22 protein-coding genes are annotated in these 26,207 nt (G+C 35.4%); 8 read left to right on the forward strand and 14 right to left on the reverse strand.

Annotated elements, in window-relative coordinates:
- Nucleotide 1 precedes the first annotated feature (1 nt).
- On the reverse strand, nt 2-1,108 hold the full coding sequence (locus EHR07_RS08565; RefSeq protein WP_135744704.1) for a DNA alkylation repair protein: 1,107 nt from the start codon (nt 1,106-1,108) through the stop codon (nt 2-4).
- A gap of 238 nt (nt 1,109-1,346) precedes the next feature.
- A complete protein-coding gene (locus tag EHR07_RS08570) occupies nt 1,347-2,291 on the reverse strand; it encodes an N-acyl homoserine lactonase family protein (protein ID WP_135744705.1) in 945 nt (314 codons plus the stop codon).
- 92 nt (nt 2,292-2,383) lie between these two features.
- Here EHR07_RS08570 and EHR07_RS08575 point away from each other — a divergent pair, with 92 nt between their 5' ends.
- A complete protein-coding gene (locus EHR07_RS08575; RefSeq protein WP_238734245.1) occupies nt 2,384-2,869 on the forward strand; it encodes a MarR family winged helix-turn-helix transcriptional regulator in 486 nt (161 codons plus the stop codon).
- A 74-nt stretch (nt 2,870-2,943) separates the two neighbouring features.
- On the opposite strand, the gene EHR07_RS08580 is transcribed toward EHR07_RS08575, so the two are convergent.
- The 11 genes from EHR07_RS08580 to EHR07_RS08630 form a co-directional block, all read right to left on the reverse strand.
- Complete coding sequence (locus EHR07_RS08580; protein ID WP_135744707.1) at nt 2,944-5,079, reverse strand: ABC transporter substrate-binding protein; 2,136 nt, start codon at nt 5,077-5,079, stop codon at nt 2,944-2,946.
- 126 nt (nt 5,080-5,205) lie between these two features.
- The gene (locus tag EHR07_RS08585; protein ID WP_135744708.1) at nt 5,206-5,748 is read right to left on the reverse strand and encodes a PadR family transcriptional regulator; all 543 of its coding nucleotides are present in this window, start codon (nt 5,746-5,748) and stop codon (nt 5,206-5,208) included.
- Nucleotides 5,732-6,637, reverse strand: a complete 906-nt coding sequence (locus tag EHR07_RS08590; protein ID WP_135744709.1) for an alpha/beta fold hydrolase — start codon at nt 6,635-6,637, stop codon at nt 5,732-5,734. Before EHR07_RS08590 ends, EHR07_RS08585 begins: the two co-directional genes overlap by 17 nt.
- A gap of 1 nt (nt 6,638) precedes the next feature.
- Nucleotides 6,639-7,235: an NAD(P)H-dependent oxidoreductase gene (locus EHR07_RS08595; protein ID WP_135744710.1), complete on the reverse strand. Its 597-nt coding sequence runs from the start codon at nt 7,233-7,235 to the stop codon at nt 6,639-6,641.
- Nucleotides 7,236-7,312: 77 nt separating this feature from the next.
- On the reverse strand, nt 7,313-8,311 hold the full coding sequence (locus EHR07_RS08600; RefSeq protein ID WP_135744711.1) for a DUF1554 domain-containing protein: 999 nt from the start codon (nt 8,309-8,311) through the stop codon (nt 7,313-7,315).
- 199 nt (nt 8,312-8,510) lie between these two features.
- Entirely contained in the window at nt 8,511-9,503 is a 993-nt protein-coding gene (locus EHR07_RS08605) for a DUF1554 domain-containing protein (RefSeq protein ID WP_135744712.1), read from the reverse strand.
- Nucleotides 9,504-9,679: 176 nt separating this feature from the next.
- On the reverse strand, nt 9,680-10,075 hold the full coding sequence (locus EHR07_RS08610) for a DUF3703 domain-containing protein (RefSeq protein WP_135744713.1): 396 nt from the start codon (nt 10,073-10,075) through the stop codon (nt 9,680-9,682).
- 112 nt (nt 10,076-10,187) lie between these two features.
- A complete protein-coding gene (locus EHR07_RS08615) occupies nt 10,188-10,964 on the reverse strand; it encodes a helix-turn-helix domain-containing protein (RefSeq protein WP_135744714.1) in 777 nt (258 codons plus the stop codon).
- A gap of 6 nt (nt 10,965-10,970) precedes the next feature.
- On the reverse strand, nt 10,971-11,522 hold the full coding sequence (locus tag EHR07_RS08620) for an NADPH-dependent FMN reductase (RefSeq protein WP_135744715.1): 552 nt from the start codon (nt 11,520-11,522) through the stop codon (nt 10,971-10,973).
- Nucleotides 11,523-11,528: 6 nt separating this feature from the next.
- On the reverse strand, nt 11,529-13,949 hold the full coding sequence (locus EHR07_RS08625; RefSeq protein WP_135744716.1) for an LA_1737 family protein: 2,421 nt from the start codon (nt 13,947-13,949) through the stop codon (nt 11,529-11,531).
- Between the two features lie 61 nt (nt 13,950-14,010).
- Nucleotides 14,011-14,889: a hypothetical protein gene (locus EHR07_RS08630; RefSeq protein WP_135744717.1), complete on the reverse strand. Its 879-nt coding sequence runs from the start codon at nt 14,887-14,889 to the stop codon at nt 14,011-14,013.
- 550 nt (nt 14,890-15,439) lie between these two features.
- On the opposite strand from EHR07_RS08630, the gene EHR07_RS08635 reads away from it, so the two are divergent.
- From EHR07_RS08635 to EHR07_RS08655, 5 genes are all read left to right on the forward strand, one after another.
- Complete coding sequence (locus EHR07_RS08635) at nt 15,440-17,083, forward strand: FAD-binding dehydrogenase (protein ID WP_208739737.1); 1,644 nt, start codon at nt 15,440-15,442, stop codon at nt 17,081-17,083.
- Nucleotides 17,084-17,111: 28 nt separating this feature from the next.
- Nucleotides 17,112-18,875 (forward strand): thiamine pyrophosphate-binding protein, encoded by a 1,764-nt coding sequence (locus EHR07_RS08640; RefSeq protein WP_135744719.1) that lies wholly within the window; start codon nt 17,112-17,114, stop codon nt 18,873-18,875.
- 14 nt (nt 18,876-18,889) lie between these two features.
- Nucleotides 18,890-19,822: a tRNA dihydrouridine synthase gene (locus tag EHR07_RS08645; protein ID WP_135744720.1), complete on the forward strand. Its 933-nt coding sequence runs from the start codon at nt 18,890-18,892 to the stop codon at nt 19,820-19,822.
- A gap of 69 nt (nt 19,823-19,891) precedes the next feature.
- Nucleotides 19,892-20,545: a response regulator gene (locus tag EHR07_RS08650; RefSeq protein WP_135744721.1), complete on the forward strand. Its 654-nt coding sequence runs from the start codon at nt 19,892-19,894 to the stop codon at nt 20,543-20,545.
- A 130-nt stretch (nt 20,546-20,675) separates the two neighbouring features.
- Nucleotides 20,676-21,311: a hypothetical protein gene (locus EHR07_RS08655; protein WP_135744722.1), complete on the forward strand. Its 636-nt coding sequence runs from the start codon at nt 20,676-20,678 to the stop codon at nt 21,309-21,311.
- Between the two features lie 35 nt (nt 21,312-21,346).
- On the opposite strand, the gene EHR07_RS08660 is transcribed toward EHR07_RS08655, so the two are convergent.
- Complete coding sequence (locus EHR07_RS08660) at nt 21,347-23,695, reverse strand: sensor histidine kinase (RefSeq protein WP_135744723.1); 2,349 nt, start codon at nt 23,693-23,695, stop codon at nt 21,347-21,349.
- Nucleotides 23,696-23,820: 125 nt separating this feature from the next.
- Here EHR07_RS08660 and EHR07_RS08665 point away from each other — a divergent pair, with 125 nt between their 5' ends.
- Nucleotides 23,821-24,309, forward strand: a complete 489-nt coding sequence (locus EHR07_RS08665; RefSeq protein ID WP_135744724.1) for a DUF2721 domain-containing protein — start codon at nt 23,821-23,823, stop codon at nt 24,307-24,309.
- Between the two features lie 581 nt (nt 24,310-24,890).
- On the forward strand, nt 24,891-26,201 hold the full coding sequence (locus tag EHR07_RS08670; protein WP_135744725.1) for a 3-hydroxyacyl-CoA dehydrogenase NAD-binding domain-containing protein: 1,311 nt from the start codon (nt 24,891-24,893) through the stop codon (nt 26,199-26,201).
- Nucleotides 26,202-26,207: the final 6 nt, after the last annotated feature.

Here is a 26,207-nt window from a genome sequence, read left to right on the forward strand (position 1 = left end):
CCTATCCTCTTTTCAATTCAAATTTTTGTGATTTGTATTCATTGCCATTTAACAAAATCGATATAGTATGTAATCCGGGATAGTAAACCCTTGTAGTGATAGGTACAAATGAATGTTTTTTAGAAATCGCTACTTCTTCATTTGGCAATAAATTTCTTTCACCTAACTGGAAAACTTTATATCCATAAGAGCCATTTGCTAACATAAACCCAATTTTGTATTCTATTCTAACCTTAGTTTTATCCTTAGGTGTTTGTTTGATTGATACAGTAAACTCAAGTGAACTTCCCATTTTGACTATTTTATTTAATACTTCAAATTTGATTCGTTTTGGTTTCCATTTTGTATCATAAGAAAAGAAAGATAGTGCCTTGGTATTTCCTTTTTTTAAAAGTGTTCGCAAAGAATGTTTTAAATTTTTATCCAATTCTTTGGACTTACCAAACTTAGATTTACAAAACTCCAATACTAATTCAGGATTTAGTTTGGAAATATCATTTAAATGATTTGCTGCACTTCTTCGAACAATTTCGTTTTTATCATCCCAAAGAGTTTCGATAATAGACATATGAATTTCTGGATTCTTTTTAATTTCAGGAATACCGATTCCCCACGGTAACATTGGGCGACTACCTTCACTTGCCAGTCGCCTAACCATTGGCTCCTTATGTTTTGACCAATCATGCATTTGTTTTAACGTTTTATCAAAATGCTCTCTATAGAAGAACCGAATCGCAAATTCAGCACTAGAAAAAACGGTAAGTTTTTCCAACACTTTCATTGATGTGTCGAAATCATCTAATCCCGATTTGGTGACAACATCGTTTAAAAAGATATAGGGAAAATTAAAATCAGAAACTCCATAACAGCGCAAAGTTTCGATTAGTTGAAATAATTTAGGATAGATTTTGGAAAGTGGGCCATGCCAATTTTCTACCAATACTTCAGACAGACGGTTGATCCTTTCCTTTAATTCCATTTCTTTCCAAGGTGAGGCCAATACTTGTTTTTGAAACGTGAGAGGATTGATTTTGGAATCAACCTTAGCGATTTGGTTTCCTAACCCGAGAACCCACTCCCGAGAATACATTTCTTTCAAAGGTTCCATACAAACTAAAACGAATTTACATTTCCCTTCGTTAATTGGAACCGAAAAAGTAAACCAGCTTTAATATACGAATTACAAATAAACCCCCAATTTGTCGGTTTCTCGAAGTCGTAATAGATTTATCAATGAAAATTAGTTATGAAACGAATTTACATACCACAAACTAACCCACTTCAAATGGGATAGATGTGGCTGAACCGCTAGATTTATGTATTTCGTATATAATGATTGGGATCGGTTATTTATTAACTGCCCAAGGATGGATATGGATATCTTTTCTTGGGTTTTTTCGTAATGGATTTAGGTCATGCCCTGGGACAATCAGGACACCAGGATTTTTAGATTGGAATGCCAATAATTGACCTAGTGAAATCCTTGCAGCTTCTCCATCGGATGAAATAAAAGGAAGACCAATCGAAGCAGAGCGGATGTTATGTTCTGTCCAGGCCATATCACCAGTTAACAAAACTGGTCCAGATCCTAAATTTACCAAAAGAGAAATATGTCCTGGTGTATGCCCTGGTGTGGAAAGAACCAAAATAGATCCGTCTCCCACTAAATCATACGATCCCTCAAAGGATCCAAATTGTTTCTTAGAAGAAAAATCGATTTGAAACCAGTTTGAGATACCATCATACTCAGCATTCACATAATTATAGTTTGGTGATTCAGTTCCATGTTTTATTTCTCGCCGGTCTGCGACAATTCTCGCATTTGGAAATTCCTCTACTGCCCCAACATGTTCTGGATGAAAATGAGAAACTAAAATATCTCGTAAAGAATCTGGATTTTTTCCAGTTGTTTTCAATTGGTTGCGAAAGTCCTGACCTCGGTCTTGTTCCATCGGCATGAGTCCCACACGATGTATCCAACCTAAATGTTCAGAGGGATTTGTTGCAATCTCGGAATGGTGTCCTGCTTCAAATGCAACCAAACCGTAGTTAGGATGGGATATTAAATAGGCAGGTTGGTCCATACTGATTTTCCCTTTGCCACCAGTGTAAGCAGCCCAGCCATCAATGACCATTCGCCCCGTTTGGAAAACTTCCAGTTTGAGACCTGGGATCGGTTTCTCCAGTTGGACCGGAGATACTTCTTTCGTATAGGGAATCGCCGCTCTGCTAAAACAGCCAAAAAAAGAAAAAAGAACTACCAAAACAAAGACCGGAGTTAGGGATTTCACAATTATCTCTCCATAAAGAATCTTGATATAAAGATAATTTGTTTTTATTTTGACGTCAAGATAAATTTCAAAACCTTCCGATTATGGACGCAATGGAAGAGATTATCGAACAATGGCGAAAAGAAATCCCTACCCTTTCCCTCCGCGGAATGGAAGTATTCGGACGTTTGGGACAAGCAGCCATTCTGGCAAGTGATGTTGTGGAATCTAGTTTAAGCAAATTAGGATTAAAAATGGGAGAATTTGATGTTTTAGCTTCACTGCGTAGATCAGGACCTCCCTTCCAATTAAATCCTACTCAGCTTTGGCAAGGAATGTTACTCTCCTCTGGTGCTATGACTAACCGCTTGGACCGTCTTGAAATAGCAGGTTATATCGAGAGATTTCCCGATCCGAACGATAGGAGAGCCACCTTAGTTTCATTAACAGAAAAAGGTTTAAAACTGATTAACGAAGCAGTTGTTTTGCACACACAAAATGAAGATGAGTGCATTCAGGATTTTACAGTAGAAGAAATCACTTCCTTAAATTCTCTTCTATCAAAACTAAAACATTCGATAGAAAAAACAAAGAAGTAACAAACGATTGCCTGTAAATTTCAGAGATTGATTCTATATAAAAATTTGTTGGTTAGGTGTTTAAAAAACCGAGTTTACGCCGCGTGTAACCAAACAGAAAAACATGCACCTTTAGGTACATCCTCTAACTCAATTTTTCCTCCCATTTGTAAAATTATTTTTTTGCAAATGTCAAGACCAAGGCCCATACCTTCCCCACCTGGTTTTGTCGTAAAAAATGGATCAAAAATTTTGCTCTTTATTGAATCTGATATTCCAGTACCTGAATCAGTAATAGACACTTTGATCCATGGTTCAATGAATTGAATTTTGATTTCTAATGTTCCAACATAACTCATTGCCTGTAATGCATTATTCAAAAGATTAATCCAAACTTGATTGAGTTTATCCTTACTACATTTAGGTTTTTTATCTGTTAAATACTCTCGTAACACATTAACTTTCATTAATTTATGATGATATAAAGAAAGTATAGTTTCAATTTCGAATATTAAATCAACCTCACTGTCCCCATTTAAAATATCTTTTTCCGAAATTAAATAACTCTTTAGAGCTTTGATTACATGGGTTGCTTTTTCTGCTGCAACTGATATGATTTGATTAGATCGAAATGCAGATGAGATATTAGCAACCGTCTCGAAAAGTTGAAGAGAATTTTCGCTCTCTAAAATCTGGTTTAATTCATCACCCAAACGAAAAGCCCCTGTTTCAATCACTAACTGCATATGTTTTCCATACAAATCCATCTTATTCGAATACGAATATTGGATCGCTAGTTCTTTTTTTAAGGATCTTTCTTCCTTTCCCTCAAGAAAAGTTTTGTTCCCCAAACTCTGGTTTAACAACTTATGAAACCGCAATGAATCTTCTTTATTAAAACTAATGATTGTCTCGATTAAGTTTTTTATTTTACTTAAGAAATCGGCGATGGATTGGTTGGAAGAAACAATAGCTCCTAATGGAGTATTTAATTCATGGGCCATTCCTGCAGAAAGTTGACCAAGGACTGCCAACTTTTCAGATGCCAAGAGCCTATCTTGTGCTTCAGTCAGCTCTTTCAAAGTATTTAATAAACTCTGATTTAATACCTGTAAATATTCATTTGAATGTTTTAACTCTTCAGTTCTAACTTCAACTTGCTTCTTTAGATTTTCTGAATATTGTTTATTCAATCTTCGCCATTGGACCAACCATATAATCACAAAAGAAAAAACTACAATTCCAAATGCATAATAAATCCAATCATAGTTAACTTTTGGATTTGGATCGTAGATAAATCCTTTTAAATCTAAATTTTTAGGTAACATTCCTAATTCGGAATAAACTTCATTGATATGTTTCCATCGGCCTGGATTCATATACCCCATTTCAACAAGAACAGGCTGAATTAATGGAGTCATTTGTTCTGCTTCAAAAAGTAATCTCTCTTTCGGATTCCTTTTTGAATATTTTTCATAAATCAAATCAACAATTTCCGATTGGTGAGACATCGCATATTGCCAACCACGAAGGCTCGCCTCTCTAAATGCTTTTACCCTCTCCGGATGTTTTTTAACCTCGGCTTCACTGGTAAATAAATTGTCACCATAAAAATCAATGCCAGCTACTCTTGGCGAATAGGCAATGTAGGGAAAACCAGCTTTTTTAAAATCGTATGCTTGTGTGGTGGCATAACCAGAATATGCATCAACTTTTCCTTGTATTAAATCATTTGGATTGAATCTATGCTCTAACAGTTGTAAATCGCCAGGTTCAATACCTTCTTTTTTCAAATATGCGACGATTTCATCCATTCTCGGAGTTAACATCACTCGTTTTCCTGCGAGGTCGTGAATACTTTGAATATTTGATGACTTTTTAAAATATAAAACAGAAGGTGAATGTTGAAAAATGACAGCAAGAACCACAACTGGTTTTCCTGCGAAACGTTCTTGAATTAACTCATTACTTCCAACACCATATTGACCAGTAGTTCGTATTACCTTTTCATGAATTCCTTTGATACCAATTGTACTTTCCAAAATTTCTACATCTAGACCGACATCTCGATAGAAACCCTTTTCTAGTGCTGCATAATATCCTGCGAATTGGAATTGGTGAAACCATTTTAAATGAAGAGTAACTTTTTCAGATGCATGGACCGATGACTGAAATAAAAAAAGAAGACAGACAAAAATGTAAAAAATCTTTGTAGATACTCTCCCAACCATAGGCTTTTTATAACGATTACAATCAGCAAATCAATGAAATTAATCAAACTGAAACCATTTTATTTTGGTAGGTTTAAGACACAGCGAATAGTATCTTTTGCTATCACTAAAAAATAAAACCAAAACTTATGGATTAATTTTCTTCTTTACCTTTTCAATCCAATCCAGGTTTAGTTTTGTTTGTTTTTCTGCATATTCAAGCGTTAAAGACCAATACTCTTGATCCGGATGTTTCTCCCAATCACTGTCTAATTCTTTTTGGAAATTTTTAAGTGATTTTAAATCATCTTTTTGTTTTTTTATTTCTTCCTCCAATTGCTGAGTTAATAGTTTAGAATTCATATGCCTTCCAAAAAATACCTTAAACAATAATTCATTTCTTTTATTCGATTGAATAGGTGATTCGTCCATCCAACGACGGAATGCTTCTAATCCTGGTCGAGTGATTTTATAAACTTTTTTCTTTTTGCCGTTACTGTCCGTTTTTTCCCATTCTCGGATTAAACCATCTTCTTCTAATTTTGCAAGTGTGGGATAAATCTGACCAAAACTTTCACTCCAGAAAAAACTAATAGTGGATTCAATGTATTTACGGATTTCATATCCATTCATTTCACATTGAGATAAAATTCCTAAGAGAGCATAAGGTGTTTTACTTTCTCGTTTCATTTAAACCTTTAAGATAGATTTGAAATTGATAATACATTGAAATCACTTCATGCGGCGACTCTAATTGTGGCCAATGACCTACCATTTCGGATAAAAAATAAACAGGGTTTTTGGGGAAAATTTTTATAAAACGATTTGCCATATGCCTTCCAGAATTTGGATCAGCAGATCCACAAATGTAACAAAAAGGTATATTTGTATTTAACATAGCATCAATCCACCGTTTTTGATAGTGAACTTTTTCAAAGACCATTCTACCAATCAGATATGCTATCGATTTCCCATTTTTATAATTTAAAACTTCCCAAAAAATATTTAGTAAACTTAAGTTTGGTTGTGTATTTGCTCCAAATAAACTAAGTAACGATTTCTCTACTGACTTTCGACTCATCTTTTTGCTAAGAAATTTACCAATAAAATTGGGGGTTTGAGATAATAACTTTTGAATCAATCTAGGTTTATAAACATCTGAAAATAAACCACCATTCATAAATGCAATCGAACGAATTTTAAACTTATTTTTTTCTGGTGAAGCCAACATTTCTTGAACAACACTCACCGCTAAATCATGGGCCAATATATCGGCTTCCACTATTCCTAAGTGTTTAGCAACTTCGTTGACAATATATGCATATTCTTCAAACGTATAACGGTAATTTTGTGGTTTATCAGAAAATCCCATTCCCAAAAAATCCAAGATGACTACCCTTTTTTCTTTCGCTAATGTTGGAATGACCAAACTCCAATCATAACTATTGAATGGATATCCATGCAGAAGAAAAACATTATCTCCAGTCCCAATCACTCTATAAAAAATCGAATGACCTCGAAAATTTATATATTGTCCCTTACTTTCAAATTCATTTAATTCTGAACTAGAAAACTTCATGTTATTTACCTTGAGTCCCAATAGATTCAACTTGCTTAGTCCATCTCAAAAAATCAGGTTGTTTACGAGTTCTAACCTGACCAAAGATAGTTACTTTGACTGGCGAGACTCCACAAAATTCCAAAGTACCAAACTTCAACAAATGAACACCTGGAGATTTATTGAACCATTTATAATACCAACTAGGAGCATCCATGGTTACAATGATACGCGCAGATTTACCTAACAAAAGTTTTTCGGGAAGGGGAGAATTTTTTCGATATTTAAATGAAAATCCCGGCAAAAAAACGCGGTCAATCCAAGCCTTTAAAAGAGCAGGCATACTGGCCCACCAACTTGGAAATACAAAAACCAAATGATCTGCCTCCATTATCAGTTTTTGACTTTGCATCAAATCAGGTTCAAGTATCTGATGAGAATCTTTTTTATGACCCAAGTGTAAGTTATAATCGAATTTTAAATCAATCAATTTCAGATAATTAACTATATGGCCTGCTTGTTTTGCTGAATTTACATAAGATTCTGCGAAATGAGCACAAAGTGAATTTGGATTCGGATGGCCAAGAATCACAAGTATATTCCGTTGGTTGGTTTGCATTGGTCCCCATATCTAATAGATATATTTTTAAGCTATATCTATTAGATATGAATTGTCAACAGGTTATTTGAATTTTTTTATTGTTCTGCGCAGTAAAACTTCAAATCACTGGTACAAGCTACATTCAAATTATTGATTAACGCGACATTATTGCTACTAGAACTCCCTACAATTCCGTTGCCAGAAATTGAATTTGTCCAATTCGAACAATCGTTCGGGTCTGTTTGCCATGAAGTTCCTAATCCAGTCCAAGTGGTCACTCCCGGAGATTCAATTCCATTCACAATTGGTAGGGTAAACAATGAGACTGCATTCGTAGTCCCGATCGGCGTTGTATTGTCGCTTTGGAAATACGATGCGAATGGTTTTAAAACCCAGTCCACCTGACCATCGCCAACATCTCCCGTAATAGTTGCCCTTCGAATTCCTGAATCAGTGCTAAGCATTGCCTTACATTGAGATCCAACAGGGCATTTTGGATCGGAAGAACATGTGGCATCTGCTCCGGCAATCCCACCTAAGTTTCCTTTGGTGAGAGTTGAATTCACAAATAACCTTTTATCGTTATCAATAATCTGCATTGAGATCAATCTCTCTTGAAGTCGCAAAGTATTATCTGCAGAAGTCGGCACCAGGCGAATTAAAAAATCTCTAGTCCCATTTAATAAGGTATCGTTTACAGCAGTTACTGTAATTACCCTTTCGGTATTCCAATCATTGGATGTCCATACAATTGACGTTGGAATGACTGTTGCATAAGAAGGGTTGGAAACAACAATGTTGACATTCACATCTTGTTTTGGCTCGGACCCAAGGTTTAGTTTAATTGCGAGTGAGGAACCAACTGTGGCATTCCCGCCATGTTCAGAAATACGACCTGTTGTTGTACTAAGTAAGAGGCCGAAATTATCTTTAATTGTTAGCCCGAGAAAACAGGAGTTTTTCTCTTCACCTGAAACTTCCATAACCAAAAAAGTCATGGCAAAAGATTTTGATTCTGGGTCACAAGGATTATTATAGGAATTTTTACTACAAGATAGAAAAAGAACGCCGATTAAAAGAGTTCTAAAAAACATGGAATATCATCTCTTATTTCTACCAAATCTTGAAATAAATAATTCCAATCAATGAAAATATGAGCCATATTCACCAAACGATAATTAAATGCTAGTCAAGAACATATGAAGAGAATGATTTTAAAACCCAACTTATTTGGAGCGTGTAGAAAGTACCTCGAGATATTTTCATTTTTTTTGTTGGAAACTAGATTAAATATTAATACTCTACGCAAAATAAATTCACAGGATTATTACAATTAAAATTTCCACCAAAAAGTGTGCTATTCGTAAATTGAGTTCGAAACATATAGCCCGTAACAGTATTAGTATTATCCGTCCAATCACTACAACTATTTGCGCCCAATACCCAACCAGAGTTACTACCAAGCCATGTTCCGGGAGCAGTGGCATCCATAACACTGAAAAATGGAATTTGTAAAAGTGAAGAGGAATTTGTATTTGCGATCAAAGTTGCATTATCAGTGAGATAATAGTGTGCATTAGGATGTAGAACCCAATTAACTTGGCCGTCACCTAAATTTGCCGATTGAGAGGCGATTCTTGTTGAACCTAAAATCATCGCCTTACATGTGGAACCTAAAGGACATTTAATATCAGAAGAACATATAGTATCAGCCCCAGAAATACCACCAAACGATCCTCCCATATATGCATTTGTTGAAACAAACAATCGTTTTTCATTGTCCAAAACTTCAATAGGTATAACTATAGGTGTTAGGTCTAGATCTTTATCATCCGATTTTGCTATGAGTTGTAGACTAATGTTTCGACTGCCATTCAACAGATTATCATTTTTAGCCGTAATATAAAATGTCTGTGGAATCGACCACGACTGAGAATCGAATGAAAGATTTAATTGCGATACTGTAATATAAGTTAAGTCCGAAAACACCAATTGAATTTCAACATTCGATATAGGTTTTCTTCTTAGTTGAACTGTAAAAGTTTGTGGACTACCTAGTGTTAAATCTCCACCACCTTCGGAAAATTTTGCTTCTTTTCTATTCACAAAAATAACAGATGAATTGAAATCAACTATGCCAGCAGAACAATTGCTAATTTGCATACCTAATAGGTTATAAATAATAACAGAATTTTTGTAAGACTCCGAATTGATATCGCAAGCATTGTTTAATGATTTTTCACGACAGGACAAAATGAATAATAAAATGAACAGAAAACGAAACATAGAATTATGATTGTGATTCAAACAATACAATATTAACACTAGGAGTAATGTTCGCAATCAATATTCAAAATCTATAATTTATTGCCAATGGGTTATCGTATTCCCTAGCCTAACCGTTACCAGCTAATCACACATAGAGAAAAACGTTACATTTAATTTTCTTTTAGAAAAAAGACCTACTTAGTTTTCAAACCAGAAAGGCCAATGCGATCCGTATCAGCATCCTTCAATAAACTTTTTAAATCATCAGGAATGGGCATAGACGCAAAAATAGGCACAGAGACTCCGCCAGTATTTCCCACCGGAATTCGATTCAATAAACTGCCGATCCAACCGAACAAAACTCTTATCAATTGACCAAAAATTTCTTTACCATTGAAAGTCCTAATCCCAAATACTAACATTCGAAAATGAATCCCCGTATGAGGAATTGGATGGTATTGACCAATGACATGGGCTCTTTCTAAAAACTTCCAAGCTTGAACCAAGTTTTTTTCTTTCAAGGAGATTTGGTAGTTCTCCAATTCTTTCTGATAGGCTTTTTTAAAATCTTCAGGCATTTTAAAATTCATTTTGATTAACCTACTCACCAATCATCTATCTTGGAAATCGATAATTCATAAGATTCTAAGATGAATTAAATCTTACCTGAATTAAGAATTTATCTCTTGTATAAAAGGGCTATTACGAGAATATTTTTAATTCAAAATGAGTATTTTTTTTTAGTTCAGAGGGACTCAGGCCAAATGATCTACGTAACACTCGATTAAAATGAGGCTGATCAAAAAAACCTCCTTCATAAGCAGCATTCATTAAATCTTTTTGTTCTATAAGAACTAAAATTGCTTTCTGTGTTTTTTTCCATAACTTATAACTTGAAAATGTAATTCCAGTCTCAGTACGAAATAAATGTCGAAATCTACTAGGAGACAGTTTTGTTATTTTAGAGATTTGGTTTAAAGTTAATTGGTCCAATTCATCTTGTTGAATGATCGATAAACTATCTCTGATTCGATTGTCGATATTACGTTGGTCTTTTAAAATAAACTTATCTTTTAGTAATTGAATGATTTTGTTTTTTGACTCAATTTGATTAGATTTTAGTTCTTTTTCAAAAAACAAAATATCTGAATTAGAAATAACATCCTTTAAATCAAAGGCAGGATCACATTCTTGTGGATTAAAAACTACTTTATAAGACACCGCAAATAACAACGGATCTATCAATAAAATAATAAATCTTTCGTTTCCAAAACTTGTTTCATGGCTGACTCCAGATGGAACCAAAGCTGCCTGTGAATAAAAGTTTTTTCCGTTTTTGCCTCTAAGTAAAAATGGTTTGTCTAAAGAAAAACAAAACTGATGAAAAAAGTGACTATGACGTTTGGTGGCAAAGGATATTCCAGTATAGGCAGCCATTTCTTTCCAAATATAAAAACTTGATTTCTCTTTAGTCTCCATATAAGTTCAATCTGACGAATTCATTTTCAATGAATCAATAAATTGAACCATTAGATCCTTTACTGATTGTTTTGTAACTTCATCAGTAATTTCGCCATCAACAGAAACCTTTCCTTTCACTCCTGAAATTAACAAACTTGTTTTTTCCGATAACTTAGCACCAATGGTTTTTAAGACCAATAATAAAGATTCGTGTGCCTTCTCACCAACAGATGCTGCTGTGATGAGTGCCACTGGTTTATCTGTAAACACAACCGACGAAACGGCCCATTCCAATGCATTTTTCAAAACTCCAGGCATGCTAAATACATATTCGGGAGAACATAGTAAAATTCCATCAGCGTTTTCGATTTCCTTTAAAAAACTTTTTACTATTTCCGGAATATCTGAATCTGAAATACCAGAAGCAAAAAAAGGAAAATTGGATATTTGGTCATAAATTACTATTTCACAATCTTTTGAGTATTCAGCTTTTAAAGTTTGTAAGATCTTTTTATTGTAAGAGGAAAAACTAATTCCACCTGATATAGCTAGAATTTTTGGTTTTGATTGTAACATAATTGATTAAATAGAAATTCCCATAATTCTTTTAGTTCCATCCACCTCTTTGCTATAAGAAAATAATTTTAAAATAGAAAACTTTTCATATCCGTTGTCTTCCGTTTGGTATTCCCAAAGCCAACCCCACAAACTACCTCTCTTTATATAACCCCGTTCAATCTCTGTTTTTTCCTGATACAAAACACCAAGCAGTACATAGGTGGAATATTGATTGTCTGTTTTAGTTTTATTATGGTAGTAACCTACTCCAGCTAACATTACCTCCGTTTTTTCTTCTTCCGAATCAAAAAGATAATATAAAAATGGACCATACATTCGAGATTTTTCTTTCTCTGCATCTGCGAATCTTACGATAGGAAAAAAATTAAAAGTTGTTTGATGAGATCGATTATCGTAACCTAACCACATAAATGTCATTCTATCAATTTCCGATTTTCTTTTTTCAAAGCCCCATAATAAACCACCCAAACTTCTGAACCTATAATCAACTTCTGAATTCTCTGACTCAATTAAATATAAAAAATTATAATAATGGCCTTTTCGATCCCATTTATAATAATTTAACAAGGTAAAGGTCGTAAATTCTTCTCCACTCCAATCATTAAAAGACAAAGGGATTACTGAAAAACTTGTGTTTGTTTTATAAAAAGGAAAAATCAGAAGGTGAGAAAGTTTTTTATCATATTCTAACGGAATTGCTGGTTTCGTTTTTGAATTAAGATTTAAATCTTGTTCTTTATACCATTCCCAATCTATAAACCAAAACAAGTTTGTTCTTGCCCTACTCTCTCGAGAATTTCGATAAAAAAATGGAGTTATCCATACAGTATGTTCTCTTTCTGAATGCGAAAATTGCTTATCCTCATAAGAAATCCATAAGGGCCAAAACAAAAATTCAGTCAGATTAGAAGCTAGACCTATTTTTTGATGATAAATAGAAAACAAGGTATAAGTATTGTTAATTTTATTTTTATCATTTATTTCCTTCTTATGGATATAAAAAGGAAGAATCCGATGACCAGAACCAATATCTGATTCATATATATTTATAAAAGGCCAAAAATAGGATCGTTCTTTATGATTATTCTCTTTCTTATCTTCAGTAAGATAAAAATTCAAAAGATAAACACGAAATTCGGAATCTTTGTCTTTCTGTTTACCATAGATGGGAAAAAGTATTTTATACTCTAAATCTTCCGTTTGGTAACTAAACCAAATAGGAAAAAAAGGTGGTAACAAAACTACATTATCGTTAGAAGCTTCGTCCCATGTAAACCAAGCAAGTGGCAACAAACGAATATGTCTTTTAGAATCCGCTTTCTCATACGAAAAAATTCCAAAGAATAATTGGTAACCGATAAAATTTTCACTACTGTCACGATTGAATTCTCTTTTTTTGATCAGTTTTGGATCGTTTAATCCAGCAGGATTTGTTTTTTTAAATTGGTCACCTCCATTCAGAACCTTGGTTCTTTGTGAATACCCAACTAAATTATACAGGATTCCAAAGTCAAAATCAACGTACATACTCCCATCGTTAGATGCAATATTTACATTGGCTGAATTTGTTTTCGTATACCACAATAGATTAATGTGATAGTCTCCTGCCACATCCGCATAATTAAGATAAAAGGGAAAAATCAAATCAAATTCAATTCCAGGTTTTCTATACCTTCCAATAATCGGGAAAACAAAAAAGAGGCTTTCTTCCTTGGCCTTGTTATTGGCATAATAAATCGGTCCCATCCAATATTCATTTTCATTTGACCTTTGGTTTTGGTAATAAAGAAGAACTGGTAAAAATAAATAATTGTTTTTGGAATAATAAACCAAAGGAAACAAAGAAAACTCTTGAAATCCTTGTTTCTCATTGATTTCAAAGTGCAAGAAAGTTATCAGTCGAGAATAATAGTTTTTATTTTCTCCTGATGTTTCTAGGTTATGATAGTATAACAAAGGAATGACGGGGAATCCCAATTTACTATTTGTATCATTAGAACTTAAAAAGAAAAAAGGAATTGTTGTTAAGTAGGATTTATTAGTGTCCTTTCCCCAAAAAACAAATGGATAAAAGGATTGGTCAATAGATTCTTTTTCTTTTGTTACATTTACATTTAAGATTCGTTTGTACTCACGATTATCTGATTTACTTTGAATGTGATAATAAAAAGGAAAGATAGATTTTGTTTTTGCTTTTGGATAATCAAAGTATCGATAGAATCCTAAAGCACGAACCGAGTAATGGTTTGTCCAATTTTCTACGTCATAAAAAATATTACTCGCAGTAAACTTAGCACTTCTCTCGCTTCCATAAATTTTAATTTCTTTCTCCACTTCAAGATCTGGCCATGTTTTAGGGAAAATTCCTAGTGGGATGGTTATAAAAAGTAAAACTAAAACATAACGATAGAATTTAAAATCCATTCCAGTAAGAACACCTTTAACAATGAAGCAATTGTAATTGTTCTATCTTTTATGCAAGAAATTACTTGATAACTTTTGAAGGATCTTTGATGGGCAAATCAATTAACTTTTTTGTTTTCTTCGGAAAATATTCGATAGTCTCCGCAACTTTAGGATTTTTTGAAGTGACTTTATTAGTAGAGTATTTGTAATTTATTTCAGATAACAAAATGGGTTTGGAAGAAGGATACATTTGACCAATTTGTTTTTTTCCTTCACGGTCATATAATGGAATCACTGATTTCGAAATAGAGCGGTAGGGAAGATAGGTAGATACGTTAATCAAACGTCCTTCTTGATCATATCGATAATCATTGAAACCTAATACAATTTCTTCCTTAGATACAACAATACCTTCCATCACATCTTCCGTGAATTCATATGTTCCTCTTCCCATTCCAACGATAAATGCAGTTCCAGTAAAAGCGATGTAAACAATTCCAAGAGCAGCTAAAGCAACCACACTGGAAGTAGCATAAACAGGCATATAAACGGGAGATTTTTCATTAGCTCTTCGGATATCATATTCGCTCCTAAGGGTCTGGCTAATGGAAAAATTTTTTGTTACATTGATTGCATAGTATACTGGATAGTATAAATATTCTTCTGGTTGCAAATCCATTTCTTTAGAATCTACAAGGATGGTAATACTTCTAATCATACGATTATTTTCCTTATCTTTTAGAATTCCGTAATAAATTATGCCACGATCATCTGACCTTACTATTGACTCCGAAACAACAGGCAAAAGAAACTCGGAAAATTCCAATTTTTCTACAAACTCTGCTGGCATCAAAGCCGCATTCAAATTCTCTTTGGGAATGTAAACCGTCTGCGTAGAACAAGAGAAAAACGATAACAGCAGAACAAATGTAAAACTATTTGATAAAATTGATTTCATTTAATAATTTAAATAATACAAAGAATTATCTTACCTTAAAAAACAATCAATTCTTTAATTTTAATATTTCTAAGTTTCAACATCCGTTTACAAATGTTCGCCGGTGCAATCTATATCCTTTCCCCCCTTCAAAAAAAATTAATGAATTGTTTCTATTAACTTTTGTACCAGAAGCCATGGTTTGAAATTCATCCAAGTTGTACCGCAATACTCACATTACACCCTTACTCTTTGATGTAACCTTAAAAACACTTCAACTCTAACTTAAAAGAATAAACCACATAACAACTAACAAATGATTAACAAAACAATGTGGCCCCAAAAGCTAAATTCGTTCTAAATTCTAGAACTATTCTAGTAATAATTTTAAATTTCATCATTCCTTGTTAGTTGTTGAATTCATTCAAGTATTTGAATTTCATCACTTTTCCAAAATTTGAGTCGCATTAGTATATTTTTTTATGATAGTATGTAGATTGCGTTATCCATGTGTCAGTATGTTTCAATAAAAAGATTCATTCGATAACTACCAGTGATCATTTCTTAAGTAATGAAAAAGGATAAAGGAGGATCTTCAGTGAACGCAAAACATGATGTCATAATCATCGGAGCTGGAATCGCAGGTCTTGTGGCTGCTTATGAATGTATAAACCAAGGAAAAACTGTTTTAATTCTGGATAGAAACACAGAGGAACATTTAGGTGGACTCGCTAAACTATCATTTGGTGGTATGGCCCTTATTGGCACACCAATTCAAAAACGATTAGGAATCAAGGATACTCCCGAAATTGCATTGGATGACTGGTTTTCCTTTGCTGACTTTGGCCCAAACGATCATTTTCCAAAACTTTGGGCAGAACAATATGTAAACGAAAGTCTTGGTCAAGTTTACCACTGGCTTGGAAGTCTTGGATTAAATTTTTTCCCTGTAGTCAATTGGGTTGAAAGAGGATTATACAAACGAGGGAATTCCGTACCTCGATACCATGTTCTTTGGGGAACTGGTTATCGTTTGGTGGAACGATTTGTTGCATTATTAAAGAACCACAAACAAACAAAAAACTTGAAAATTATTTTTGAACACAAGGTAACTGATTTAATTAAAGAAAACGGTAGAATCGTAGGATGTATCACCGAACAGGAAAAAACGGATAAAACTAATTTAAGTTTTTATGCCGATCACGTAATGGTAGCGACAGGTGGTATTACCGGTTCTTTAGAGAAGGTACGAGAACATTGGTATAAGCCTTGGGGGAAAGCTCCAAAGGAAATGTTAAATGGATCTCATCCTTTTGCAGATGGTATAGTTCATGATGCTGTAAAAAAACATGGAGGAAACCTAACGCATTTAGATAAAATGTGGAACTATGCTGCAGGGATTCCCAACCCCAAACCAGAATTTGAAGCACACGGATTGAGTTTGATTCCTTGTAAATCAGCTCTCTGGTTTGACCATTCAGGGCGTCGCATTGGGCCCGAACCTATGGTGACAGGTTTTGATACCAATGAACTTTGCCGAAGAATTTCTGGATTAGAAAAACCTTATACATGGCAAATTCTGAATTGGAGGATTGCAGCAAAGGAACTTGCAGTTTCCGGTTCAGAACACAATCCGATGATTCGTGACCGTAAACTATTTATGTTTCTAAAAGAAATATTACTCGGAAACCACCGTTTAGTCAGACAGTTAGAAAAAGAAAGTGATCATTTTATAGTTGCCAACAACTTACGGGAATTAACCGACAAAATGAATGCGTTAAATGGCGATAAATCCATTGATTATGAAGCATTAAAAAAAGAAATCACTCAGTATGATGATGTCATAAGGCGAGGGAAAGGGCTCTGGAACGATGACCAATTAAGACGGATCCAACATGCCAGAGCATGGAGGTCTGATCGTGTGCGGACTTGTGCTCCCAAACCCATTCTCCATCCAAGTGCGGGACCTCTTATTGCAATTAAACTAAGATTGATTACACGAAAGAGCCTTGGTGGAATTCAAACAGATTTAGACAGCCGCGTATTAGATCCGTTAGGTTCCCCAATTCCAGGATTGTATGCCATCGGCGAAGCCGCAGGATTTGGAGGTGGTGGTACCAGTGGATTCAAATCATTAGAAGGTACTTTTTTGTCTGGTTGTATACTGACAGCAAAGGCTGCCGCAAAATCTATCAAAGGCAACATTTCAAATTAATCATAATAAAATCAGGGAGAATCTTCAGATGAAAAAAACAGGCGCATGGTTAGTCAGATATGCTTTAGAACAAATCGGAGTTCGTTATACTTTTGGAATTCCTGGTGTTCATAATACAGAAATTTATGATGAACTCAATAGTTCAGAATTTATACAACCAATACTCGTTACTCACGAAGGTTCTGGTGCGTTTATGGCTGATGCCATTAGTCGGACTAGTAAATCGATTGGTACATTACTGATTGTTCCCGCAGCAGGAGTGACACATGCTGCAAGTGGCATTGGCGAAGCTTTTTTAGATGGAATTCCCATGTTAGTCATTGCAGGTGGTGTTCGGAGTGATTCCCAATTTAAATACCAATTACATGATATGGACCAACATGCATTATTAAAACCAATTACCAAACAAACTTTTAAGGTCAATGCACAAGCCGAAATCATAGAAACAATTTATAAAGCATACCTAATTGCAATAACGGGAGAACCTGGGCCAGTATTTGTAGAAATTCCAGTTAATATACAACTTTACACTGGTTCGGTGGAGGATCTTCCCACCTATAAAGAATATTGTAAATTACAAACCGTAAACCATGTACCATTTCCATTTGCCAGTTTAGATGAGGCTGTGGAACTACTAGTGCAAGCAAAATCACCAGGTTTATTTTTAGGATGGGGTGCGGTCGATGTTACTGCATCCACAATCGAAATTGCAGAATTACTAGGTGCACCCGTATCTACCACCTTACAAGGATTAAGTGCATTTCCAGGAAACCATCCCTTACATTGTGGAATGAGTTTTGGTGTTGCAGCTGTCCCCGTGGCAACGAAAGCTTTTTCTGAATGTGATTGTTTACTTGCAGTGGGAACCCGTTTTGCAGAAATAGCCACTGCCAGTTTTGGAGTCACAGTTCCTAAAAACCTAATCCATATTGATATCAACCCTGACGTTATCAGTGCCAATTATCCCGCTAAGGTTGGAATTACCGGTGATGCAAAATTAATTCTTCCTGAATTAGTAAAAAGATTAAAATTAAAGTTAGAACAAACAAAACAAAATAGAGAAAACCGATTACAAAAAATCAAATCAGAAATTGCTAAAAATAAACAAACCTATACTGAAGAATGGTTCCAACATGATAGTAAAGACCGTGTGAACCCTGGTAAGTTTTTTAGTGCCTTACGTAGCATCTTACCTGATGACGGCTTTGTTGTGGTAGACGATGGCAATCATACTTTTTTAACCGCAGAACTTATGCCCATCCACAAACCTAGGCATATGATTTCACCTACAGATTTTAATTGTATGGGTTATGCCGTTCCTGCAACCATTGCAACGAAAATGGCAAATCCCGATAAACCCGTTGTTGGAATCATCGGTGATGGAGCCTTTCTTATGACTTGTATGGAAATTAGTACTGCAAAAAGAAATCAGGTAGGTGCAATTTTTGCGGTATTCAATGATGGTGAGTTATCCCAAATAGCCCAGGCACAACAAGTCCCTTACAATCGGAAAACTTGCACAGTGCTTGGAACCACAAGGTTTGAAGGTATCGCCCTGGCGACTGGTGCTGAATACTTACGGATAGAAACCAATGACGATATTTTTGAAAATTTAAAAACTGCATGGAATCTCACCCAAGAAGGCCGTCCGGTGATTTTGGATGTACATATCGATTACAGCAAAAAAACTAGATTTACCCAAGGGATAGTCGGAACGAATTTAAAGCGATTACCGTTTGCCACTAAATTAAGAATGATTAGCCGTGCCCTCGTTAGGAAAGTGACGGGATAAGGTTATTTTTTCTTTTGCGAATCTTACTTGCACCTATGGAAGGACTTCTCGATTTTCGCCTGCGCAACCTACTAACGCGCGTAGGCGGGTATGACGAATGTGTCAGTGAATTCATCCGAGTCAACGATACGCTCCTTCCTTCTCATAGGTTTTATCGATATGTTCCAGAACTTTACGAGAATTGTAGAACCAAATCTGGTGTTCCAGTTAAAGTTCAATTATTAGGTTCTGATATCAACTGTATGGCAGAAAACGCAAGTAAGGTGGCTTCCCTTGGAGCTTATGGAATTGATATCAATTTTGGATGTCCAGCCCCCACTGTAAACAGAAACCGAGGGGGAGCTGCTTTACTCAAAGAACCTGACATAATGTTTGCCATTGTAAAGGCGGTTCGTAGTGCTGTTCCTTCCGCCATTCCAGTTACCGCAAAAATGAGATTAGGTTACGATTCCACCGAACAAGCGCTTGTTTGTGCTAAAGCCTTGGAAGAAGGGGGGGCAGAAGAAATTGTTGTCCATGCTCGGACAAAAACGGACGGATACAAACCGCCGGCCTATTGGGATTGGATATATAAAATCGGATCTACCGTCAAAGTTCCCGTGGTGGCCAATGGAGAAATTTGGACTGCCGAAGATGCAAAACGATGTAAGGAAGTTTCTGGTTGCAAAGACATTATGATCGGTCGTGGTGCTGTTGCCAACCCAAGTCTTGCCTTAATGATCCGAGAAAAAAGAAAAGAGAAACTTTCTTGGGAAGAAATCAAAAAAATTTTATTCCAGTATTGGTTGAATCTAGAGACAGAAATGGAGATAAAAAGCCGAGCCGGAAGAATTAAACAATGGTTACACTATTTGTGCCGTCAGTATCCGGAAGCAGAAAGAGACTTTGAAATTGTGAAACGGCTGACAAACATAGAAGACTTCCGAAATTATTGGAATATACACTAAAAATTCTTCAAAATTTTCTGCTTGATTTTGTATTCATTTTTGAAATGGAAAATAGATTAGGTAATCAAATTGTCTGCGAAATCCCCTATTTTCGTCTTTGTCATCGATGACCATCCCATACTACGAAAAGGTCTTCAGGCAGAAATAGAGTCGGATACAAGTCTTAAATTTATAGGTTCCTCTGATTCTATTAAAGACGGTTTGAATTTAATGAAATTCAAAAATGTTGACGTTCTCATTATGGATATCTCTCTCAAAGAAGAAAATGGCATTTCAGAACTAACTACTATTAAAAATAAATTTCCATTCCTGAAGGTTATATTTTTTACCATGCATCGAGATTGGGATTATTTACAGAAAGCTGCAAATCTTGGAGCTGATGCATATATTTTAAAAACTGAAACTTCAACAAACATTATCAGTATTATTAAAAATGTATTTAATGGGAAAAAGATATTTCCAGAAGAGATAGTTGGCTTACAAAATGAAATAGATTCCAACGAAGAATTAATAAAAAAGTTAAATTCATTGTCAAAAAGGGAACAAGAAATCCTGGTTCATTTAAAATCAGGTAAACTAAACAGAGAAATTGCAGAAGATTTACAAATCAGCATTCGAACCGTAGAAACTCATCGGTCATCGATCATGCAAAAACTAGAAATTCATTCAACAATCGGATTTGCGAAATTATTACTTAGGTTACAAACTTCAAATTTAGTCTAAAAAATCCAATTACCTACGTACCATTTCGTAAGAAATTCCTATATTATCCGTACAAACCGAAGTTCCATTTTAGAATATTTTTAGATAAACTCCTAATCAGATTCTTTGTTTGAGTCACTTGGGAGTTAAAATGAAAATATTAAAAAAAATAAGTTATTTGGTTATGCTCGTAATTTTTGTTCAAAATTGTGAAGCAGATAAAAAAAACAATGATACTTTAATTGCGGGACTTGCCATCGCAAGTCTCTCTAATTGTTTTTCTGTTCCAGCGCAAGCAATCGTTAAAGATGGAAATGCAGCTACAACGGTAACATACAACTGTACTGTAAGTGGAAAGGTGTATACTTGCGAACCAACGGGCGGAGGAAATAAAGTAGTAAGAACCTATTCATCAGCTACCGCTGCAAAATTAGGTGTGGTTGATCCTCCTTCTTTATCAAACCAACATGTTCAACGAGGTTTGGAGAAAAGGACAGAAGGTGCGACAGAAACAAATTTTGTATACAATGCATCAAATCAATTACAATCAGTTTCCTCACCCACAGTGACTTATTCCAATTATGACGACAGAGGATTTCCGCGTTCCAATTCTTCTGGAAGTACAATTACATACACTTATGAAGGATCTAGAACAATACCAACCACTGTCAGTGATGCTGCTAACACATATACATATGATAATAGAGGTTGGGCTACAAAAGTAAGTTTTGGATTCGGTAATCCAACCACTGTGGAATACAGCGGCTCTCTTGGAATTTGCCAATAAAAATCATTTGAACTGCGAACTAGTTGCTAAAAGTTTTACTTCCATTCACATAATGGAAGTAAAATGGTAAACCTCATTCCTCCTGTTGGTCGATCTGTCATTAAAAGTTCGCCACCATGCGCCAAAACAATTTTTCTTACGATGGATAATCCCAAACCTGTTCCATGAGGTTTATTCGACTCGATTTTAGAATCAAATACATTTCGTTTAATATCTTCGCTCATTCCTGGTCCATCATCTTCCATAATAATGTAGAGAGTAGAACTCTCAGAATGTATCGATAATAAAAATTCTGTGACTTCAGAATTTAGATCTAATGAATTTTTTGCAATGTTTAAACATAACCGTCTAATTCGCAAGGGATCTATTTTAAAAGTTTCAGTAGTTATCCAATTCTTATATTTAAATGTTATATTACTCTTTTGAAATAAAATTGTAAGGTCTTCTTTCACACTGGAAAAAAATACATTTACGTTGGTGATTTTTAAATCCAATATAATGTTATTTTTAGAAAATTCTAAAATATCTATAGATAAGTTTGATAATGTATCTATTTCTTGTTTCGTTTGCCTGAATATCTCCACTTTATTCAGCGGATCCAATTCCAATAATTCCAAACTTTTACGTATTAGTATTACATGGTTTCCAATATCGTGAGCAATTTCTGAAGAAAATTCTCCAATGATTGCATATTTTTCAATATCATGTCTCGCTAAATTCTGAATGGAAAGGACTAACGCATAAGAAATTGCCTTGGCCCAATCTAAGTCCGATTCATCTTTCAAGAATCGATTCTCAGGAATATCTAATATCAACTGTATCGTTTCATTTTGTATTATTGGAATAAAATACCTTTTATTGATGGTAATTGGATCGAAAAATTTTGATACATCATTTTCTATCAATGATTCAACCATCTCTTGCGAAATGTTTTCATAATTAAAACTCAAATCAGCATCTATCGAATAAACTATCCAACTTTGTGTAGATTGACTAGAAACATAAATATGTAATTTTTCGTTTTCGCCAATTTTAGAAGAAAGAATTTCTAAAGCTGATTTTGCAGCCGTTTCATAATTCGTCGATGACATAATCCTTTGGGAAGAAACCACCAATTGTTTCATTTGAGCAGAAAGTTGTTCCGATTCCGAAAGTGAATTTGAATATCTTTTTGAAATGATGATAGAGTGAGAAAAAATCAAAAATATTTGACTATAAGGAATTAAATATGCCCCTTCAAGAATACCATAGGTAACCAATGTATCATTGATGTTTGCATACATAATCGCTAAGTAACTCACAAAAAGTCCTAAGGCATCTTTTTGTTTTTGAACCACCGCTACTAGTAAGATGATAAACCAACCAGGAACAACTGAGAAATAAATATAAACAATGAGATAATTCAAAAAATAAGCGTATATAGAATTTGGAGTGAAAATGATCAGCAAACACATCATGTATAGTGGTGTATTGAGCAAATAACCAAATCGTCGCCAAAAAGGATTAGGTACAAACCGGTATAAAAAAGCATATAAAACGGGTGCCATACAAAATGCGGAAAAGTATTCAATTCTATTTAATAATTCCCAAGAAAGAGAATCAAAAATTAAGTGACCAAGCCTTTCCCCTGTTGTTAAAGCTCTCAGCAAAATCAAAACACAGTGGAAGGAAAACAAAAGAGGTGTAATGTCTGTTTTGCGAAATAAAAAAAAGATGATATTGTAACACGCCATGAGGGCTGCAGCAATACATACAGCGACTGTAAATCCAGATTGAACTTGTTTTTTTTGATATATGGTTTCTGCTTTTCCCAAAAGAATTGGGAACCAATAACCACCCCATCGATTACTAAAATTAGATACATGAAACAAAAGTTCGTAAGATTCACTTTTTGGTAAAAGTATGATTTGAGGTTTGTATTTTGGTGTTACATCTTTTTCGCTAACCCCAACTCGTCCAACAGAGGTGAGTAAATCACCATTTACATAGAGTCGATAAGATGTCCCAATGTCAGGTATAAATATGGCAAGGTCTGATCTAGGATTTTTAAGTGGTATCTCTAACGAATAAGTTGCAAATCCAAATCCTTCTATTTTTTCGTTATCAAATAAAGTATCGTTCCAAACTGCAGGAGAAGATTTTAATATATAGGGAAAATTTTCTTTCTCATAGTGGTTCTTAGGTTCGACTAAATTTTTCCAATAGAATTTCCATTCTCCGACAAGCGGAATCACAGTATCTTTCTCAATCGAAACTTGTGATAGATCTAGGATTCCACCAATTGCCTTTAATTTTGTATGATTCGGCCCTGCGTTTTCGCAGTGAACAAAAACAAAAAGCAAAAAAACAAGTTTCAATAGGCGAATGTAATGATACTTATTCAATCAATGTTAGGTGTAACTCCCAAAACACTCTAGTCAATATTTTTTCATAGAAAAAACTTTCGTATTATATCACCGAAAACTCTTTTTTCCTTTCAAAAGGAACAAACTTCACTAAGTTATTCCTTATGTTTGAATCATTTTCCAACGCTGAAATCCTTTCTGGGATGATCACCCCTGCTGTTCTTGTATCTGCCTGCGCCAGTTTGATATTTTCCACTGCCAATCGACTTGGAAGAATCTTTGACCGAGTGAATCTTTTAAAATCGGAAGTGGAAATTCTATTAGAAGGGAAAAGAGGTTTTCATAAAGAACGAATGGTATATATGAGACACCAACTTTCTATTCAGAAAAAACGGGCAGTTCTCATCCAACGTTCCATGGCTTTTTTATATTTGGCGACATCTTTATTTATCATTTCCAGTTTAACTTTGGCCTTCACTCTTGCCTTTGCAAAAAATCTAAATTGGATTCCTACTGTGGTTGCCTTATCAGGAGGAATTTGTTTGTTTCTTGCCAGTGCCCTGCTTTTTTACGAAAGTAGATACAATTTAACATTCATTAACAGGCAAATTGAATTTACTGAGTTTTTGGAAAGGGAAGTCAGAGAGAAATAAAGGCACAAATAATCATTGCCCAAAAAGGATTTATTGATTTTCCTTTTGGGCGCCTCGAATCCGTTAGTCGACAGATATCCATCCCTAACCCGACCGCGTTATCCGCTCCAATCTTTCGCTTCGCGAAAGGATTTCCGCTACTACCGCTGGCGCTTGGATTTTATTTTTAAATCATCAAATATGGTTAACGAGGAAAGTTTACCATTGCATTTTGGTTCACTCTGAATCCAAGCACCAGGGATCCGTAGGGCTTGGTCCTAGAAGGCGATAGCCTTCGAGGACGGAAGCGAACGCGCACCCCGGAGTGAGCCCGCCCGGGTGCCCAGTGTCCGAACTATGAACTTTCTGAAAGGAAAATCTGCGATTTTCAGAATGGGCGTGCGGAAAATGGCGGGTCGTGGTAGAGGAAACGCATTGGGTGGCGGGTCTAGTTCCCCACCCTCAGATCAGGGCGGGGAGACTAAATCCACCCCCAACCCCCACCGCCCCTATTTTGTAACAAATCTGACAAAAAAAAACGATTTTCCTGTCACCTTGGCTTTCTAGAACGGTAAGTAAAAATTAGATTCGGAAATTCCTTCATGAGAGAAATCAAAACTGTCACGATTTTAGGTGCCAACGGAGCCATGGGTTCTGGAAGTGCAGGCGTCATTGCTGCCTTCGGTGGTGCTAAAGTCCATATGCTCGCTAGAGATGTTGAAAAAGCAAAACAGGGTATCGAAGCCGCTGTCGCATCCGTAAAAACGGATACAATTCGCGCACGAATGATCCCTGGTTCCTACGATGCGGATCTGGAAAAAGCTGTCGCAGAGTCAGATTGGGTATTCGAACTCGTGGCGGAAAGTTACGAAGTCAAAGAACCGATCAATGCTCGCATTGCAAAAGCGCGCCGTCCGGGAACCATTGTTTCCACTGTGTCTTCTGGACTTTCCATCGGTCGTTTGGCAAAAGCTTACGATGAAGATGGTCAAAAACACTACTACGGAACACATTTTTTTAACCCTCCTTATAAAATGATCCTTTGTGAACTCGTCACTCACTCAGGAAATGATAAAAAAGTCACACAAGCGTTAGGTGAATACCTGGACAAAGTTTTAGGTCGCGCTGTGGTTTATACAAACGACACTCCTGCTTTCGCTGGAAACCGCATTGGATTTCAGTTGATGAACGAAGTGGCACACTTTGCAGAAAAGTATGCTGACAAAGGTGGAATCGCACTTATGGACGAAATCATGTCTGGTTACACTGGACGTGCGATGGGCCCACTGGCAACTGCTGACTTCGTTGGACTTGATGTTCACAAAGCCATCGTTGACAACATCTACGACAACACAAAAGACGAAGCTCACGAAACATTCAAACTTCCTGGTTACTTCCAAAAGTTAATCGATGCTGGTAAACTTGGTATGAAATCTGGTGGTGGCCTCACTAAAGTTGTGAAACACGCTGACGGAAAACGTGAGAAGTTCGTTTACAATATCAAAACTGGTGAGTACGATCCGTACCCAAAATTTGATATTCCTTTTATCAAAGAAGCTCGCCAAAAAATCAAAGACTCCGATTACAAAGGTGCTATGGACATCGTGAAAAATGCTTCTGGTTTCGAAGCAGAAATCGCACGTTACTTCATTTCACGTTACATCAGTTATTCGCTCTCTCTCGTAGGAGAAGTGGTTGATACAAAAGAAAACACTGATGGAGCAATGGGATTTGGTTTTAACTGGGTTCCTGCCTCGGCATTTGTTGATTTCCTTGGTGGACCAAAAGAAACAATCAAGATGATGGAAGCTTCCAAAATTCCAGTTCCAAAACTTTTAAAAGATGCAAAAGAAGGCAAAAAGTTCTACGAACTCGGCGACAAACTGGACGCAAGGTCTCTTTTCAAAGGTTAATTAGGA

The organism is Leptospira bandrabouensis, assembly GCF_004770905.1.
GTDB lineage: Bacteria > Spirochaetota > Leptospiria > Leptospirales > Leptospiraceae > Leptospira_A > Leptospira_A bandrabouensis.

Coding starts and splice junctions, on each gene's coding strand:
- EHR07_RS08565 (WP_135744704.1), bottom strand. CDS start 1,108: ATGGAACCTTTGAAAGAAATGTATTCTCGGGAGTGGGTTCTCGGGTTA.
- EHR07_RS08575 (WP_238734245.1), top strand. CDS start 2,384: ATGGAAGAGATTATCGAACAATGGCGAAAAGAAATCCCTACCCTTTCC.
- EHR07_RS08580 (WP_135744707.1), bottom strand. CDS start 5,079: ATGGTTGGGAGAGTATCTACAAAGATTTTTTACATTTTTGTCTGTCTT.
- EHR07_RS08585 (WP_135744708.1), bottom strand. CDS start 5,748: ATGAAACGAGAAAGTAAAACACCTTATGCTCTCTTAGGAATTTTATCT.
- EHR07_RS08590 (WP_135744709.1), bottom strand. CDS start 6,637: ATGAAGTTTTCTAGTTCAGAATTAAATGAATTTGAAAGTAAGGGACAA.
- EHR07_RS08595 (WP_135744710.1), bottom strand. CDS start 7,235: ATGCAAACCAACCAACGGAATATACTTGTGATTCTTGGCCATCCGAAT.
- EHR07_RS08600 (WP_135744711.1), bottom strand. CDS start 8,311: ATGTTTTTTAGAACTCTTTTAATCGGCGTTCTTTTTCTATCTTGTAGT.
- EHR07_RS08605 (WP_135744712.1), bottom strand. CDS start 9,503: ATGTTTCGTTTTCTGTTCATTTTATTATTCATTTTGTCCTGTCGTGAA.
- EHR07_RS08610 (WP_135744713.1), bottom strand. CDS start 10,075: ATGAATTTTAAAATGCCTGAAGATTTTAAAAAAGCCTATCAGAAAGAA.
- EHR07_RS08615 (WP_135744714.1), bottom strand. CDS start 10,964: ATGGAGACTAAAGAGAAATCAAGTTTTTATATTTGGAAAGAAATGGCT.
- EHR07_RS08620 (WP_135744715.1), bottom strand. CDS start 11,522: ATGTTACAATCAAAACCAAAAATTCTAGCTATATCAGGTGGAATTAGT.
- EHR07_RS08625 (WP_135744716.1), bottom strand. CDS start 13,949: ATGGATTTTAAATTCTATCGTTATGTTTTAGTTTTACTTTTTATAACC.
- EHR07_RS08630 (WP_135744717.1), bottom strand. CDS start 14,889: ATGAAATCAATTTTATCAAATAGTTTTACATTTGTTCTGCTGTTATCG.
- EHR07_RS08635 (WP_208739737.1), top strand. CDS start 15,440: ATGAAAAAGGATAAAGGAGGATCTTCAGTGAACGCAAAACATGATGTC.
- EHR07_RS08640 (WP_135744719.1), top strand. CDS start 17,112: ATGAAAAAAACAGGCGCATGGTTAGTCAGATATGCTTTAGAACAAATC.
- EHR07_RS08655 (WP_135744722.1), top strand. CDS start 20,676: ATGAAAATATTAAAAAAAATAAGTTATTTGGTTATGCTCGTAATTTTT.
- EHR07_RS08665 (WP_135744724.1), top strand. CDS start 23,821: ATGTTTGAATCATTTTCCAACGCTGAAATCCTTTCTGGGATGATCACC.
- EHR07_RS08670 (WP_135744725.1), top strand. CDS start 24,891: ATGAGAGAAATCAAAACTGTCACGATTTTAGGTGCCAACGGAGCCATG.